The organism is Amycolatopsis cynarae, from assembly GCF_026802195.1.
Taxonomy (GTDB): domain Bacteria; phylum Actinomycetota; class Actinomycetes; order Mycobacteriales; family Pseudonocardiaceae; genus Amycolatopsis_E; species Amycolatopsis_E rhizosphaerae.
This window is the reverse complement of sequence record NZ_CP113836.1, coordinates 2,341,310-2,355,652: the sequence shown is the minus strand read 5'-3', so window position 1 is coordinate 2,355,652 and position 14,343 is coordinate 2,341,310. Positions and strand designations below refer to the sequence as shown.

Annotated in this window: 14 protein-coding genes; 8 read left to right on the top strand and 6 right to left on the bottom strand. The window is 70.3% G+C overall.

The window, feature by feature from the left end; translation table 11 throughout:
- Positions 1-36: 36 nt before the first annotated feature.
- Positions 37-1,638 carry an oleate hydratase gene (locus tag ORV05_RS11145; RefSeq protein ID WP_268758383.1) on the bottom strand — a complete coding sequence of 534 codons (1,602 nt, stop codon included), beginning with the start codon at positions 1,636-1,638 and terminating at the stop codon, positions 37-39.
- Positions 1,639-1,919: 281 nt separating this feature from the next.
- Between ORV05_RS11145 and ORV05_RS11140 the strand changes: the two genes are divergently transcribed.
- The 4 genes from ORV05_RS11140 to ORV05_RS11125 all read left to right on the top strand — a co-directional run bounded on the left by ORV05_RS11140 (position 1,920) and on the right by ORV05_RS11125 (position 4,319).
- Positions 1,920-2,369 (top strand): DUF7144 family membrane protein, encoded by a 450-nt coding sequence (locus ORV05_RS11140; RefSeq protein ID WP_268758382.1) that lies wholly within the window; start codon positions 1,920-1,922, stop codon positions 2,367-2,369.
- Positions 2,366-2,929: an HdeD family acid-resistance protein gene (locus ORV05_RS11135; RefSeq protein WP_268758381.1), complete on the top strand. Its 564-nt coding sequence runs from the start codon at positions 2,366-2,368 to the stop codon at positions 2,927-2,929. Before ORV05_RS11140 ends, ORV05_RS11135 begins: the two co-directional genes overlap by 4 nt.
- A 53-nt stretch (positions 2,930-2,982) precedes the next feature.
- Positions 2,983-3,324: an ArsR/SmtB family transcription factor gene (locus tag ORV05_RS11130; RefSeq protein WP_268758380.1), complete on the top strand. Its 342-nt coding sequence runs from the start codon at positions 2,983-2,985 to the stop codon at positions 3,322-3,324.
- Positions 3,325-3,425: 101 nt separating this feature from the next.
- Positions 3,426-4,319, top strand: coding sequence for a TIGR03620 family F420-dependent LLM class oxidoreductase (locus ORV05_RS11125; RefSeq protein ID WP_268758379.1), 894 nt, complete (start codon positions 3,426-3,428; stop codon positions 4,317-4,319).
- On the opposite strand, the gene ORV05_RS11120 is transcribed toward ORV05_RS11125, so the two are convergent.
- Positions 4,309-4,752: a DUF7674 family protein gene (locus ORV05_RS11120; RefSeq protein WP_268758378.1), complete on the bottom strand. Its 444-nt coding sequence runs from the start codon at positions 4,750-4,752 to the stop codon at positions 4,309-4,311. The two genes, ORV05_RS11125 and ORV05_RS11120, sit on opposite strands and share 11 nt — an antisense overlap.
- A gap of 82 nt (positions 4,753-4,834) precedes the next feature.
- Positions 4,835-6,079, bottom strand: a complete 1,245-nt coding sequence (locus tag ORV05_RS11115) for a phosphodiester glycosidase family protein (protein WP_268758377.1) — start codon at positions 6,077-6,079, stop codon at positions 4,835-4,837.
- 152 nt (positions 6,080-6,231) lie between these two features.
- On the opposite strand from ORV05_RS11115, the gene ORV05_RS11110 reads away from it, so the two are divergent.
- The 3 genes from ORV05_RS11110 (at position 6,232) to ORV05_RS11100 (ending at position 9,329) form a co-directional block, all read left to right on the top strand.
- Positions 6,232-7,101, top strand: a complete 870-nt coding sequence (locus tag ORV05_RS11110) for a trypsin-like serine peptidase (RefSeq protein WP_268758376.1) — start codon at positions 6,232-6,234, stop codon at positions 7,099-7,101.
- 169 nt (positions 7,102-7,270) lie between these two features.
- Positions 7,271-7,759, top strand: coding sequence for a beta-class carbonic anhydrase (locus ORV05_RS11105; RefSeq protein ID WP_268758375.1), 489 nt, complete (start codon positions 7,271-7,273; stop codon positions 7,757-7,759).
- A gap of 331 nt (positions 7,760-8,090) precedes the next feature.
- Positions 8,091-9,329 carry a PucR family transcriptional regulator gene (locus tag ORV05_RS11100; protein WP_268758374.1) on the top strand — a complete coding sequence of 413 codons (1,239 nt, stop codon included), beginning with the start codon at positions 8,091-8,093 and terminating at the stop codon, positions 9,327-9,329.
- On the opposite strand, the gene ORV05_RS11095 is transcribed toward ORV05_RS11100, so the two are convergent.
- The 3 genes from ORV05_RS11095 to ORV05_RS11085 all read right to left on the bottom strand — a co-directional run bounded on the left by ORV05_RS11095 (position 9,284) and on the right by ORV05_RS11085 (position 12,221).
- Complete coding sequence (locus ORV05_RS11095) at positions 9,284-10,930, bottom strand: long-chain fatty acid--CoA ligase (RefSeq protein ID WP_268758373.1); 1,647 nt, start codon at positions 10,928-10,930, stop codon at positions 9,284-9,286. The two genes, ORV05_RS11100 and ORV05_RS11095, sit on opposite strands and share 46 nt — an antisense overlap.
- Positions 10,931-11,073: 143 nt before the next feature.
- Positions 11,074-11,427 carry a hypothetical protein gene (locus ORV05_RS11090; protein ID WP_268758372.1) on the bottom strand — a complete coding sequence of 118 codons (354 nt, stop codon included), beginning with the start codon at positions 11,425-11,427 and terminating at the stop codon, positions 11,074-11,076.
- Positions 11,428-11,450: 23 nt separating this feature from the next.
- Positions 11,451-12,221 (bottom strand): TNT domain-containing protein, encoded by a 771-nt coding sequence (locus ORV05_RS11085; protein WP_268758371.1) that lies wholly within the window; start codon positions 12,219-12,221, stop codon positions 11,451-11,453.
- Positions 12,222-12,669: 448 nt separating this feature from the next.
- Between ORV05_RS11085 and ORV05_RS11080 the strand changes: the two genes are divergently transcribed.
- Positions 12,670-14,238 (top strand): serine hydrolase domain-containing protein, encoded by a 1,569-nt coding sequence (locus tag ORV05_RS11080; protein WP_268758370.1) that lies wholly within the window; start codon positions 12,670-12,672, stop codon positions 14,236-14,238.
- The last annotated feature ends 105 nt before the right edge of the window (positions 14,239-14,343 follow it).

The window sequence follows — 14,343 nt, the reverse complement described above, 5'->3', positions numbered from 1 at the left end:
CACCCGGCCCGGGTGAGGCGGAGCGCCGGGCCCGGGCTACCCGCCGATCAGGGTGCGGGTGGCCTTGGCCGCCACCTGCGGGTCGAGCAGGCCACGGTAGATCCGGGGAATCGGCCGGCCGACGCCGAAGAGGGTGTAGGCGGCGATCATCGCCGCGTGCACCGAGTACTCGACGGTGAACACCACGTCTTCGGGGATTTCCACGAACTGGCCGACGAAGGCGAAGTTCCGGGCGCCGTCCGGCACGACCTTCGGCCGGTCGCCCGGCGCCCGGCAGGCGAACAGCGCCGAGGCGTAGGGCATCATCACGCTGGTCACGTCGGTGGTGGCCAGCACCTCGTCGAGGATGTCTTCGAAGCCCAGCTGGTGCACGAGCTCGGTGAGGATCTCCTTGCCCGTCGCCCGCGCCATGGGTTTGCGGACGTAGTCGCCCTCCTCGTCGACCTGGAAGCCGTAGCCCCACAACGTGTAGGTGTGCTCCGGCATACCGGGAAAGTGCGGCTGATGGGGAACCACTATGGACAGATGCCAGCCGGACCGCACCCAGGTCATCAACGCGCCGGTACCGGGCTCGTTGCCGGTGTAGGCGACGATGCGGTCGAGCAGGACGCGGTCGTGCATGGTGAGCGTGAACGACTCCCACTTGTGCTCGTCCACGGCCCCGAAGAAGGTCATCGGCCGCCCGAAATCGGGGGTCTTCCGCGCGATGTTCTCCCACAGGGACCAGCCGTGGTCCCGGCGGTCGCGGATGAGCTCGGGCACCGTGTCGTTGCCTCCGTAGGTGGAATCCGCGGTGATGGACCCGAGCGTGATCACGGCGTGGTCGGCCGGCCCCAGCTCGATCCGGTGCTCGCCCTCCCGGTCGAGGACGTGCAGCCGGGTGGCGCGGCGCCCGGTTTCCGGGGTTCCGGCGAAGTCCACGTCGAGCACCCTGGTGGCGAACCGGACCTCGGCCCCCTGCGCCAGCAGCCAGCGCTGCAGCGGCACGACCATCGAGTCGTACTGGTTGTAGACGGTGCGGCGCACCCCTTCCAGGGTGTGGATGCGGCCGAACTCCTGGATGAAGCGCAGGAAGTAGCGGCGCAGCTCGGCCGCGGAGTGCCAGCGCTGGAAGGCGAACGTGGTCCGCCACATCTGCCAGAAGTGCGTGTCGAAGAAGTGCGGGTGGAACAGCTCCTCGATGCGCTTGCTGCCCAGCATCGACTCCGGGGTGGCGATCAGCCGGAGGAAGTCGAGCCGGTCGGTGAGGGAGAAGCCGTAGTCGGCGGCATCGAGGATGCGGTGACCCCGGTCGATGAGCCGGGCGTTCGCGTGGGTCCTCACCCGCTCGTTGAACCGCCGGATCTCGTCCTTCACCGAGATCGACGGATCGTCGCGGGACGGGATGGTGGAGAACAGGTCCCACACGCACCGGTAGGCCTCCTCTTCGAGCATCCGGCCGCCCCTCGTCACGTAGGCGCCGGGCTGGACCGGCGACGCGGCCCCGTCGAGCGAGCCGCCCTGAAGCCCGAGCTCTTCGAGTATGTGCACGTGGTCTCCCGGCAAGCCCGCATCGCGGATCGCGAACGCGGCCGCCGCCATACCGGCGATTCCGCCGCCCACGATCCACAGATGGTCGTCCAGCCTGCTCGTGCCCATGGCACCTCCTGTCTTCCGCGGGACACCCGCACCCCCCACCGTGCCCGCCGGTCCCGGCGGGCTGGAGGGCCCAACGTCCCGATCGGGCAGGCCGAACTGCCCGACCCGTTCCGTCTACTCTGGACCCCGGGAACGACCGGACCGCCGCCTCGTCTCGTCCGCCGCGGGTGAAGCGTCCCCGCCACGTCCGCCGTCCGGTTCATCCGCCGCGGAGGAGGACACACACACCACCCACACCGGATCCTGCTGAGCTAGAGCCTCTACCGAAACAGGGAGGACTCATGGCCAACACCCCGAACACGGCGGGCGGCGACTTCCCGGGCCCGGTGGCCCGGCCGGAGCACGTGACCGGGTGGGCGGGCTGGATCGCCTTCGCCGGGATCATGCTCATCCTGCTCGGCCTGTTCCACGCGGTGGAAGGGCTGGTCGCCGTGGTGAACCCGGGCTACTACCTCATCACCGCCTCCGGCCTGGTGGTGAACGTGGACTACGTCGTCTGGGGCTGGGTGCACCTCGCCCTGGGCATCCTCGCGGTGGTCGTCGGGATCGGGCTGCTCACCGGCAACACGGTGGCCCGGGTCGTCGGCGTGGTGCTCGCCGCGATCAGCGCGCTGGTGAACCTGGGCTTCGTCAACGCCTACCCCGCGTGGTCGGCACTGGTCATCGCACTGGATGTGGTGATCATCTACGCGATCGTCGCCCACGGGCGGGAAATGAAGCCGGCCCGGTGACGTCGCCGGCGACCGGGAACCCGGTGGCGGGTGCCGTCCGGCCCGCCTGGTGGGTCCCGCTCGTCCTCGGCGGGGCCTGGCTGGTGTTCTCGCTGGCGGTCTTCCAGTTCGACCGGGCCTCGGCCTGGGCGCTGTCGGTGGTGACCGGGCTGACGTTCATCGCGATGGCGCTGTGCGAGCTGGCCTATTCGGCGCTGCCGTCCGGGGCGCGGTGGTGGCATCCGGTGCTGGCGGCCGCGTTCTTCGCACTGGGACTCGTCGCGCTGGTCTGGCCGCAGCCCACCTTCCACGCCCTGATCCGGATCGTGGCGTGGTTCCTGCTGGTTAAGGGCGGTTCGGACCTCGTGGCGGCACTGGCGCGCCCGGGTGGTAACGGTCCGTGGTGGCTGCGTCTGGTGCTCGCCGCGGCGGCATTCGGGATCGCCTTCTGGGCGGCCGGTTCTCCGGCGTACTCGGCCGCCGCACTCGTGCTGTGGGTCGGGCTCAGTGCGCTGCTCCGGGGTGTTTCGGACATCCTGCTGGCCTTCGAACTCAGGATGCCGTCCCCGCGCGGCCTTTAGACGTGGCCGACGGGTCATATCGAAATCCTCCGATACGGAGGTAACCTGTCCGAATGACGGAAGCCTCGGCAGCCTCGGCGTCTCCGGATCCCGACCTGGTCCGCGCGTTGCGCGCGCTGTCGAACCCGATCCGCTTGCAGCTCCTGTCGTGGTTGCGCGACCCGGAGCGCAACTTCCCCCTGGAAGGCGCGATCGCCGATCCGGTGGAGGTGGGCGTGTGCGTGAGCCACATTCAGGCCAAGGTGGGACTCGCCCAGTCGACGGTGTCGGCGTACATGGCCGAGCTGGAGCGCGCCGGCCTGGTGCGATCGACCCGCGTCGGCAAGTGGACGCATTACCAGCGCGATGAGCACCGCATCGCGCAGATCGTCGCCGCACTCGGCCGGACGCTGTAGCCCCGCACCTCACTCCCCTCGACCCCGGCCCGGTTGACATCACATCGGAATTCTCCGATACTTCGATTCGTTCGCATCGGCAGACGGCGAGGAGACCTCCGATGGGCGGAATCGACGGTCTGGACCTTGGCAGCTTCGGGGTCTACACCTTCGACTTCGAGCATCAGCCGGCCACGCTGATGCGGGACTCCGTCCAGGAACTGGAGGAGCGGGGCTGGCGGGCGTTCTGGATTCCCGAAGTCGGCGTGCGCGAGGCGTTCACCCACTCCGGCTACCTGCTCTCCCATACCCGGCGGATGCACATCGTCAACGGCATCGCCCAGATCTGGCAGCGTGAACCGCGAGCGGCCTGGGGAGCCGGGCTCCTGCTGGCCGACGCCTACCCCGGCCGGCACGTGCTCGGCCTCGGCTACGGCGGTGCGCGGCATCCGGGGGTCAAACCCCTGGCCGCCATGACCCGGTATCTCGACGAGATGGACGCGTTCGACCGCGACGCGCCCCGGCCTCACGCTCCGATACGCCGCATCCTCGCGGCATACGGGCCAAGGATGCTCGAACTGGCCCGCGACCGGACCGCCGGAGCCCACACCTACCACGTCACCGTCGCGCACACGGCCCAGGCACGGGAGATCCTCGGTCCGGACGCGTTCCTGGGCGTCGAACACGCGGTGCTGTTCGAAACCGACCCGGCCAGGGCCCGCACCATCGCGCGCGAGCACCTGCACCCGTACCTGAACACCCCGTACAACATCGCGAAGTTCCGGCGCCTGGGCTACTCGGACGAGGAGATCGGCGACGGAGGCAGCGACCGCCTCGTCGACGATCTCGTGTTCTGGGGTGAGCCCGACGCGATCGCCGCGAGGCTCCGCGCGCACATCGACGCCGGTGCCGACCACGTCGCCGTGCAGGTGATCGGGATCGAGCCCGGCCACTCCGCGATGCCCCACTGGCGACGGCTTGGCGAGGCGCTCCTCCCCCGGGACATCAACGCCTAGGATCGTCCTCGTACATCCACTCCGGACTGTCCACCCCAGACAGTTCGTTCCAGGCAAGGCAGTACGCCCGTGATTCGGGGCCCAGCTGCGGCCACACCGCCCGCAGCGGGAAACCCCGGTCCCAGGCGTTGAGCAGCGCCTCGAAGAATCCCGTGGCCACCGCAGCCGCGTCGTACTCGCTGCCGGTCACGAGCACCCGCTCCAGGATCCCGAACAGCCGCCGCCGGCGCTCGACGTCCACTTCGGACAGATGCGCGGCGAGGGCACGGGCAAGCGCGGCGAGCCGGAGCGCGAGCGGGAATTCCGCGGCCGGGCCGCCCAAGGCGGTCCAGGCCGCAAGCTCCCTGCCGTCGCGGTCGGCGAGAATCTCGTTGCCGCGCAGCAGATCCGGCCACCACGAGGGTGCGCTCACCGGTGCCCGAGAGATGATCACCACCTCAGGTTACTCACACCGTCCGACAAAAAGCGTGCCATTTGCCGGTTGCGGGCAATGTCTCCGCGGGCGCCGTGAAGGGTCAGTCCCGGGCGTACCAGCCGAACCAGTCGCGGCTGGACGGCGAGAAGTAGTGCTGGGGCGAGACCTCCTCGGCCGGGAAGAGCTTGAACCCCTGAGGCGGCCCGGTCGGCCGGTCGTGGAAGTAGGTCCCGCTGACCCAAGCCGGATTGATGTCCAGTTCCATGCCCCGCACCACGCCCGCCGCCTGCAGGATCCGGCCCAGCGTGCACACCGACAGGGCGGGCCCGCCGACGTAGACTTCGGCCCCGTCGGCGGTCACGCCGAAGGCCGAGCGGTGGATGTAGGCGGCCTGGCCGATGGTGCTGCCCCACTGCGCGGTGCCGCCGGTCGCGCAGGTCGGGTTGACCTGCCCGTTGTCCACCAGTTCGACCAGGTTCTGCCGGACGCTGGCCACCTCCGGCCCCATCCGGACCTCCTGGTTCCACGAACCCACGGTGGCCGTCCCGTCGGCGCGGAGCACCAGGCTCGCGGCACCGTCCACCAGGGGCCGCGCGGTGCGGCCCTCGCTGTAGTAGCCGCCGTGGCTGTCCCCGTTGAGACGGAACCCGGCGTTGAACGCCGCCACCACGCTGCGCTGCAGGGCGGGTGTGATGGAGGTCGCCGCCTGCCAGGTGCCGCCGGGATCGGTCGTGCCCGGCTGGAGCAGGCCGCGCACGAAGGTCGGATCGATCCACATCACCCCGGCCACGAAGGAGGTGTGCGTTTCGTCGGGGCGCAGGGTGGTCACGCGGACCGCGGCGTGGCCGTGCACGGTCGCCACGGTCTGCCACTGCCCCTCCCCGGGCAGCAGGGGGGTGCCGGTGAGCGAGGGCATCGGCGCGGGCGCGGGCAGGCCGTCCCGCCCGGGGTGGTTCCCGGGCGCGGGGGCGTCCGGTACCGCCCCGGCCGCCTGGGGGATCCCGCCGGCCGGGGTCCCGCCCACGGCGGGCTGGTTGTGGTCGTACTGCTGCTTTTCCAGCCAGGTCACCAGGCCGCCGAGACCGTGGTCACGCCCCCATTCGGCGAGCCGCGCGGCGACGCTGTCCGTGCCGGGCGCGGTCAGCGCACCCCCGATCGACCAGCCCACCAGGATCAGGAACACCAGCACCAGCGCCAGCACACTGCGACGCACCCGGCGCACCCAGGGACGGCGGGTGCGGCGTCGCCGCGCCCGCTGTGACTCCTTGATCACCTCGGTGTCCGCCCCGGTGTCGGCCCCGGTGTCGGCCCCGGTCTCGGCCCCGGTCTCGGCCTGTGTGTCCATCGCCTGCCTCTCACCCGCCACGACACGCCAGCGGCCGCGACTGCTCGCTTTCGGACCCCACCCTGCCTCATGCGGTGTCAAGACTGTGAAACGGCTGTGGATACGGCGTTTTCGAATGGTGCCCCGGCGCGGGGTGTGATGATGTGGGTGCCGTGGCGACCAAGATGTTCACCCCGGCCCGCATGGCCACGATCTCGGTACTGCTGGCCCTGTGCAGCGCCTGCGGTTCGGTCACCGGACACGCGGTGAGCGCGGGCGGCGGCACCGGGAGCACCGGGAGAACCGGGAGCACCGGGAGCACCGTCCCGGAAAGTTCTCCCGTCGCGCACGCGACCACCCCCGAGACGACCACCAGCGACACGACCGGCACCCGGGCGCCCGCTCCGGCCACCGGGCTCGCGGTCGGGGCCCTTTTCTCCGGTGACAGCCACTTCTGCACCGCCAGCGTGGTCCACAGCTCCACGGGGAACGTGGTGCTGACGGCCGCGCACTGCCTCACCGACGGCTCGGGCGCGGAGGTTCGCGAAGATCTGACCTTCGTGCCCGGATACCACGACGGGGCGGAACCGGTGGGCCGGTGGACGGTGACCGAAACGGTGATCCCGGCGGGCTGGTCCTCCGATTCCGATCCCGATCTCGACTTCGCGTTCCTCATCGTGCATCAGGACGGAAACCCGGCATCGGTGGAAAGCGTGACGGGCGCGAACGTGCTGGGCCACGATCGCGGTTTCACCCACGAGGTGACGGTCAGCGGATACCCGGACTCCCAGGACGCCCCGCTGGTCTGCCACAGCACCAGCAGCGAGTTCACCAGCTACCAGGAACAGGTGGCCTGCCCGGGGTTCACCAACGGCACCAGCGGCGGACCGTGGGTGACCGATGTGGACCCCGCGACCGGTTACGGCACCGTGATCGGCGTGATCGGCGGCTACCAGGAGGGCGGGGACACCGCGGACCTGTCCTACAGCGCCTACTTCGACAGCGACATCCAGCACCTGTTCGACTCGATCGGTTCCCGATAGCGGCGACCGTCACCCCACCGGTGGTTTCCCAGAGTGTGATATCGCGCGAATTCGCCGTCGACCAGCATTAGGGTCGGCCGCACGATCACCACCGGGAACAGTTTCTTTCGATAGGCAAAGAAATAGCCCCGCCGGTGGCCGCCGAATTCCGATCCGTCCTGGAGGCACCGTGTCCGTCACCGACGAACTGCTCGCCAACAACGCCCGCTACGCCGAGACCTTCACCGGCCCGCTCCCCCTGCCGCCCGCCAAGCACGTGGCCGTGGTGGCCTGCATGGACGCACGACTCAACGTCTACGGCGCGCTCGGCCTCAAGGAAGGGGAGGCGCACGTCATCCGCAATGCCGGCGGAGTGATCACCGAGGACGAGATCCGCTCGCTCGCCATCAGCCAGCGCCTGCTCGGCACCCGGGAAATCATTCTCATCCACCACACCGACTGCGGAATGCTGACGTTCACCGACGAGGAATTCCGGCAGGCCATTCACGACGAGACCGGCATCAAACCGCCGTGGGCGGCCGAGGCGTTCACCGACCCCGATGCCGATGTCCGCCAGTCCGTCGCCCGTATCAAGGCCAGCCCGTTCATCCCGCACACCGACTCGGTCCGCGGCTTCGTCTTCGACGTGGCGACCGGCAAGCTCAACGAGGTCGCCTGAAGAGGCCTGGCTGTGCCGTGAGGGGGTCCCCTCACGGCAGTCCTTCGACAGGGGAACGGCACTCCTGGGACCAGAGGCGTGCCCTCAAGGTGGCCTTGAGGGCGTTTATGACCCTGAAGGCGACCTTCAGGGCACCCCGCCCCGGCCCCAGCGTGGGACTCACCCGGCAGACCCGAGCCGACCGGACTTTGCCGGGACCCTGGCCGTATTTGCTGTGAGGGGAACCCTCACGGCCGCGTTCGGTGGGTACCGCAGGACATCGGGTGCGGCCGTTCCGGGGACGGGAACTAGACTCCACGGCCAAAGCGGGCGACGACGCCGAGGCGGGTGGATGAGCGAACAGGCACGGCAGGCACCGGACGCGACCCTGCTGCGGTCACTCACCGGCTCGTCCCTGTCCCGGCTGCCGAAGCTGGCCGAAAACCTGGTGGACCGGGTGTGGGAGGACATCTACGTCCCGCGCGGACCGGTCCCCAAGGACGATCTGTGGCGGTCCTGCCACGACAACCTGGCCAGCATGCTCAAGACCCTGCGCGGGGCCCCGTCGGCGTCCGCTCTGCTCGAAACGGCGCGCTCCACCGGTTCCCGCCGTGCCTGGCAGCAGTGCCCGCTGCCGTGGGTGCAGCACGCCTGGCGGGTCGGGGGTCAGGTGATGTGGGAGGACTTCGCCGCGCAGGCGGGCAGTGACGACGCCGACGAACTGCGGCGCCTCGTCGAGTCGGTCACCACGGTGTGGGGCGTGGTCGAGGGTTTCTCGGCCGAGATGGCGGCCACCTACCAGTCGGTGGAGCAGGACCTCCTCGGCGAGCCCGACCGCCGCGTGCTGGAGCTGCTCGACGCGGTCCTCGACGGTACGCTCGACGGCCGCCTCACCGGCTCGCCCGGTGAGGCGGCCCGGACGCTGGGACTGCCTACCGGCGGGCCGTTCGTGGTGATCGTGACCGAGGAGTCGCGCCAGGCCACGCTCCGCCACCTGACCCGCACCCTGCGCCTGCAGGGCCTGCCCACGGTGTGGCGCCGCCGCGGCGGACCGGCCGTGGGCGTCGCCGCGGCCGGGGACGGCGATCCCGAACCCCTCCGCACCGCGCTCGACGGGGTGCTCTCCGGCCGCACCGGGCTGTCCCCGGCCGTGACCGGGTTGCCGGACGTGCCGGAGGGCCGCCGCCTGGCCGAACTGGCCATGAACACCGTCCCGCCCGGCACGACCGGCGTCGTCACGCTGGACGAGCACCTGCCCGACGCGCTGCTGATCAGCTCACCCCGGCTGGCCGGGCGGCTGATCGAGGTGACCCTCGGGCCGCTGCTCGCGCTCCCGGCCACCGAGCGCGACGAGCTGCTCGGCACCGCCGAGGCCTGGCTCCGCTCGGCCGGTTCCGCGGTGCAGGCGGCCCGCCTGCTCTACTGCCACCGCAACACCGTGCTCAACCGCCTGGCCCGCATCCACCGGCTGACCGGGCTGGACCTGGCGGACACCGGCTCGTGGTCCCAGGTCTCGCTCGCCCTGTCGGCGCTGCGCTACCAGCGTCAGGCCCCGGGCTCCTCCAGGGACCGCGGCATCCCCTCGGGGTAGAACCGTTCGCGCAGCGTCTTCTTCGAGAACTTCCCGGTGCTGGTCTTGGGCACCTCGTCCAGGAAGAACACCTCGTCGGGCAGCCACCACTTGGCCACCCGGGGCCGCAGGTGCTCGATGATGTCCCCGGCCTCCAGCCGTACCCCCTCGGCGAGCACCACGCAGGCCACCGGCCGTTCCGACCACCGCTCGTCCGGTTTGGCGATCACCGCCGCCTCGGCCACGCCGGGGTGCGCCATGATCTCGTTCTCCAGCTCCACCGAGGAGATCCACTCGCCACCGGACTTGACCAGGTCCTTGGTCCGGTCGACCAGCCGCAGGTAGCCGTACTCGTCGAGGGTGGCCACGTCGCCGGTGCGCAGCCAGCCGTCCTTGGTGAACGAGCCTGCCCCGCTCTCGTTGCCGTAGTACGAGGCAGCGATCCACGGCCCCGCGGCCTGCAGCTCACCGGCGGACTTGCCGTCCCACGGCTGCTCCTGCCCGGTCTCGGGGTCGACGATGCGCAGGTCGACCAGCGGCACCACCTGGCCCTGGCTCGCCCGGACGTCGGCGAGCGTGGCGGTGTCGAGCCCGTCGTGCTGGGAGCGGAGGGTGCCGAAGCTGGCGATCGGGCTGGTCTCGGTCATCCCCCAGGCCTGGGTGATGGGCAGGCCGATGCGCTCACGCCACGCCTCGGACAACGCCCGCGGCACGGCCGAGCCACCGCCGATGACCATGCGGAGACTGGACAGGTCGAAGTCGCGGAGCAGCGGGACGGCACCCATCCAGATCGTCGGCACCCCGGCGGTGATGGTCACCCGGTGCCGCTGGATCAGGCCGAGCAGCGCGGCCGGCTGCAGGGACGGTCCGGGGAACACCAGGTCGGCCCCGCTCATCACGGCCGCCGTGGGCAGGCCCCAGGCGTTGACGTGGAACATCGGCACCACCGCGAGCAGGTTGTCCCGCTCGCTCAGGCCCGCCGTGTCGGCGGTGAGGCTGATCAGGGAGTGCAGGACCGTCGAGCGGTGCGAGTAGAGCACGCCCTTGGGGTTGCCCGTGGTACCGGAGGTGTAGCACAGCGCGGCGGCGGTGTTCTCGTCGGCGACCTCGAACCGGCCGGCGAACGGCTCGGCCGCGGCCAGCAGCTCCTCGTAGTCGTGCACGCGCTCGTCGTCGGGGATCTCCGCGTCGGCGCCGTCGTCCATCACGACCCAGTGCCGCACCCCGGTCAGTTGGTCCGCCAGCGGCCACAGGATCGGCAGCAGCGAACGGTCGACGAACATGACCTCGTCGGCGGCGTGCTCCACGATGTAGCGGATCTGGTCGGCGAACAGGCGGATGTTCACCGTGTGCAGGATGCGCCCCGTGCAGGGGACGGCGAAGTAGAGTTCGAGATGGCGCTGGGTGTTCCAGGCGAAGCTGCCGACCCGCGCTTCGGCGCTCACGCCGAGCGAGTCCAGCACGGTGGCCAGGCGGCGGACGCGCCCCGCCCATTCCCGGTAGGTGACGCGGGTTTCCCCGGCGGGGCTCGCGGTCACCATGGACTTGTGACCGAACAGCCGTTCCGCCCGGTGGAACACGTGCGGCAGCGACAGCGGCCGGTCTTGCATCAATCCGTACATCGCTTCTCCTCGTCGAGCTCAGCGATGTCTTTGTGACACGGGCCCGCGCAAGGGGGCAAAACACTTCGACGAACTGCCCAACGCGGCGGCACGCCGGTTGGTCGGAATGCCCTCGCCGAGCCCGCCGACGGGGCCGTCCGGGGTCAGTCGTGGTCGCGGCGGGCCCGGTGGTACTGCTCCCAGGCCCGCCGCTGGATCTCTTCCCGGTGCTCCGCCAGTTCGGCGAGGGTCTCCGCCGAACCGGGCGGCGGTTCCGGCGCACGGCGGGTGAGGTGCTCGTAGAGGTGGCGGCAGGCGTCCTCCTCGCTGCCGAACCGCCGCACCGGCTCCTCGACGCCCCGCTCCCACACGCTCACGAGCCAGCCGTCATCGGTCTCGCGCAGCACGTAGTAGGAGTCCAGCCGGGGCGCGCCGGGGCTGCTGACCCCGGGGATCAGGTACTCCGCCGCGGGCACCCCTGCTTCGCGGAGTGCGGCGTCGAGTTCGTACCGGTCCATCGGCCCTCTCCCGCCCTGCGTCATCAGTTCACCGGTTGAAGGTAACCATTGTCGATCAGGAACTGCGTGTCCACACGCTGGTTGAGCGGATTGGGCACGTAGCTCGGGTTGACGACGTACTGCAGGCCACCCCCGGGCTGCCCGAACCAGGCTGCCGCGGCGCCCGCGTCAACGTCGAACGGCTTGAGCACCCTGAAGACGTGGTAGTTGTTCGGGTACCTGGGGTCGATCGTGTCGAGGTTGCTGGGCGGCAGCGCCCGCTTCTTGTAGAGCACGCCGAAGGGCGACAGGAACCGCCCGCTGTTGGCGCCGAACCGGTCGATGTACTGACCGGCCTGGAGGGTGACGCGGGTCCGTCCGTCGGCGAAGCCGTCGTTCGGCGGGTATCGCCAGCCGCTGACCGTGTAGTCCCAGTAGCAGGCGATGAACTGGCGTGGGGACAGGGCATCCGTGCGGTGGTAGCCGCGCAGCAGCGGGCCGACGAGGCCCCTGGTCGGCAGGTGGGCGGGACCGAGGCGCCAGTTGCCGAGGAAGTAGCGCTCGAACGGGGCCGGAGGGGGCGGGGTGTTGGCCGGGTTGCCGTCGGGGGGACAGTGCCTGATGTGCCCCGGGGGCAAGTGCCCCGGGGGCGGCGGCCACGAGCCGATCCAGTGAGGCGGCTGCGGGTGCATGGGCGTGTGGATGCCGAGGCCGGGGGGCACGAACCGGGCCGGCGTCGCCTGTGCGACGCCGCTTCCCAGTCCGGTCAGGACCATCAGCAGCACGCCGAGGCTCAGCCAGATTCGTCTGGACATGTGCATGCGTTCTCCTTTCGATTCACCGGTTTCGCCGCGGAGGGCGGCTATCGATTCATCGACCGGACCGGCGGCGGCGATGAGCACGGCCGAACGTTCGCTACCCCATCGAGTTCCGGGTAACCGGGAGGCGCTTTCTTCAGACTGTCGCTTGTGGACAAGGGTCCTCCGACCGGATGAGAACGGTCGACACGCCGCCAACAGGGTGTCCCGGCCGCCCCATCGTGCACCGCAATCACCCGGCACGACCGTCCGATCACCCGCCGCAGACGGCCACCCGGGAGAGCGCTCCCCGATAGTGCGACGAAACCCGTGGACCGGGACGGCCGAAGTGAAACGCCATTACCACTGGTCACCGTCGCGTTCGGACCGCGCGGGCCGGAGTTGGCGCTGCTGAACGAACGCTCATAGGCTCCGCCGCCGTCAACACAGGTAGGAGGAGGCACCGATGAAGCTGTCCGCACTGCGCCGCCTCGTGGTCTGCACCTTGCCGGCCCTGCTCGCCCTGACGGGGCCCGCGATCACGAGCGCCACGGCCGCTGCCGGCCCGACGGCCGCCACGGGCAAGGTCTGCGGCGACGCGACGGCGAACTACGAGACCGCGACCCCCGAACAGGCCGGGCTCGATCCCGAAAAACTCTGGCACGCACTGAACCTCATGTCGGTCAACGGCTCGGAAACGGTCCAGGTGTTCCGGAACAACTGCCTGGTCGGCAGCGGGATCTTCGACCCGCTGTTCGGCGCGGTCCCCAGCAACAACTGGAGCCAGACCAAGACGATCACCGCGCTGCTCGTGGGCCGCGCGGTCACCCTCGGCAGGCTCTCGGTGGACGACCCGATCGACCGCTACCTGCCGCCCGGGCTCGGCGACGCCGCCCACCGCGCGGTCACCGTCCGCCAGCTGCTGACCCAGACCAGCGGGATCCACATGAACTGGGGCCGCGAGCTCAACCTCGCGATGCCCGACCGCATCCGCGAGTTCATGGCACTGCCCTTCGACCACCAGCCCGGTACCTTCTTCCGCTACGACCAGATCGGCCCCTCGGTGGTGGCCTACGTGGTGCAACGGGCCGTGGGCGATGACCTGCAGGACTTCGCGCAGCGCGAGCTGTTCACCCCGATCGGCATCCCGCGCTCGTCGTGGTTCTGGCTGCGCGACCGCAGCGGGCACACCGACGGGTGGTCCAACCTCTTCCTGCCCGGCGGGCAGTTCGGGCGGGTCGGCCAGCTGCTGCTCAACCAGGGCACCTTCCACGGGCGGCGCCTGATCTCCGCCGACTACCTGCGCCAGCTGCGCACACCCACCCCGACCAACCCCGGCTACGGGTTCTTGACCTGGCTCAACGCCGGCCAGCACTGGATCACCCCGTCGGCCTTCGCGGCGGCGGACAACCCGGCACCGATGATCCCCAGCGCGCCCGAGGACATGTACCTCTCGTACGGGTTCTTCGGCCAGCACATCTTCGTGCTGCCCAGCGTCGGCATGGTGGTGACCCGCTCCAGCGGTTCGCTGCTGTGGCCGCCGAGCCGCACGGACGTGAGCGATCCGCTGACCGCGGTACTGCCGGGGCAGCCCGGACGCGTCGAGTACGAGTTCTTCAAGCTGCTGATGGAGGCCGTGCGGTCGCCGCGGCAGCCGCAGGCCAAGCCGTACGTGCCGCCGAAGCCGGGAGCCGTCGACCCGACGCTGATCATCAACCCGGCCGACAACCTCGCACTGGCCGACCTGGGTCCGACCGCCCCGAAGGGCTGCACGATCCTCGGCTGTGACGGAAAACTCGCCGTCACCGGCACCGTCCGGTCCGTTATGGACATTCCCCGCGCCGGGGTCGCCGCGGTGACCGCGCTTCCGGCCGGACTCACCCAGCTCGCCACGCAGGTGCCCGACCTGCTGCCCCGGCTGTTGGACGGCTGGGAGCAGACGGCGCGCATCACCGGCCGGCACCTGCCCGAGATCCTGCCCAACCTGCTGGGCTCGCTGCGGCAAACGCTCTCCTCGCTGCAACAGGGCCACTGACCACGAGCGGAAGCAGCGAGTGATTCACTCACCGTTTTCCCATTTTCCCTTCATTTCGCGACCCGTTGCACCCGGCCGGATCCCCAGCGACGTCAAAAACCGCCA

What these genes read in the sequence shown, in the direction of transcription:
- ORV05_RS11145 (WP_268758383.1), bottom strand. Translation starts at nt 1,638, where the DNA reads ATGGGCACGAGCAGGCTGGACGACCATCTGTGGATCGTGGGCGGCGGA.
- ORV05_RS11140 (WP_268758382.1), top strand. Translation starts at nt 1,920, where the DNA reads ATGGCCAACACCCCGAACACGGCGGGCGGCGACTTCCCGGGCCCGGTG.
- ORV05_RS11130 (WP_268758380.1), top strand. Translation starts at nt 2,983, where the DNA reads ATGACGGAAGCCTCGGCAGCCTCGGCGTCTCCGGATCCCGACCTGGTC.
- ORV05_RS11125 (WP_268758379.1), top strand. Translation starts at nt 3,426, where the DNA reads ATGGGCGGAATCGACGGTCTGGACCTTGGCAGCTTCGGGGTCTACACC.
- ORV05_RS11115 (WP_268758377.1), bottom strand. Translation starts at nt 6,079, where the DNA reads ATGGACACACAGGCCGAGACCGGGGCCGAGACCGGGGCCGACACCGGG.
- ORV05_RS11100 (WP_268758374.1), top strand. Translation starts at nt 8,091, where the DNA reads ATGAGCGAACAGGCACGGCAGGCACCGGACGCGACCCTGCTGCGGTCA.
- ORV05_RS11095 (WP_268758373.1), bottom strand. Translation starts at nt 10,930, where the DNA reads ATGTACGGATTGATGCAAGACCGGCCGCTGTCGCTGCCGCACGTGTTC.
- ORV05_RS11090 (WP_268758372.1), bottom strand. Translation starts at nt 11,427, where the DNA reads ATGGACCGGTACGAACTCGACGCCGCACTCCGCGAAGCAGGGGTGCCC.
- ORV05_RS11085 (WP_268758371.1), bottom strand. Translation starts at nt 12,221, where the DNA reads ATGTCCAGACGAATCTGGCTGAGCCTCGGCGTGCTGCTGATGGTCCTG.
- ORV05_RS11080 (WP_268758370.1), top strand. Translation starts at nt 12,670, where the DNA reads ATGAAGCTGTCCGCACTGCGCCGCCTCGTGGTCTGCACCTTGCCGGCC.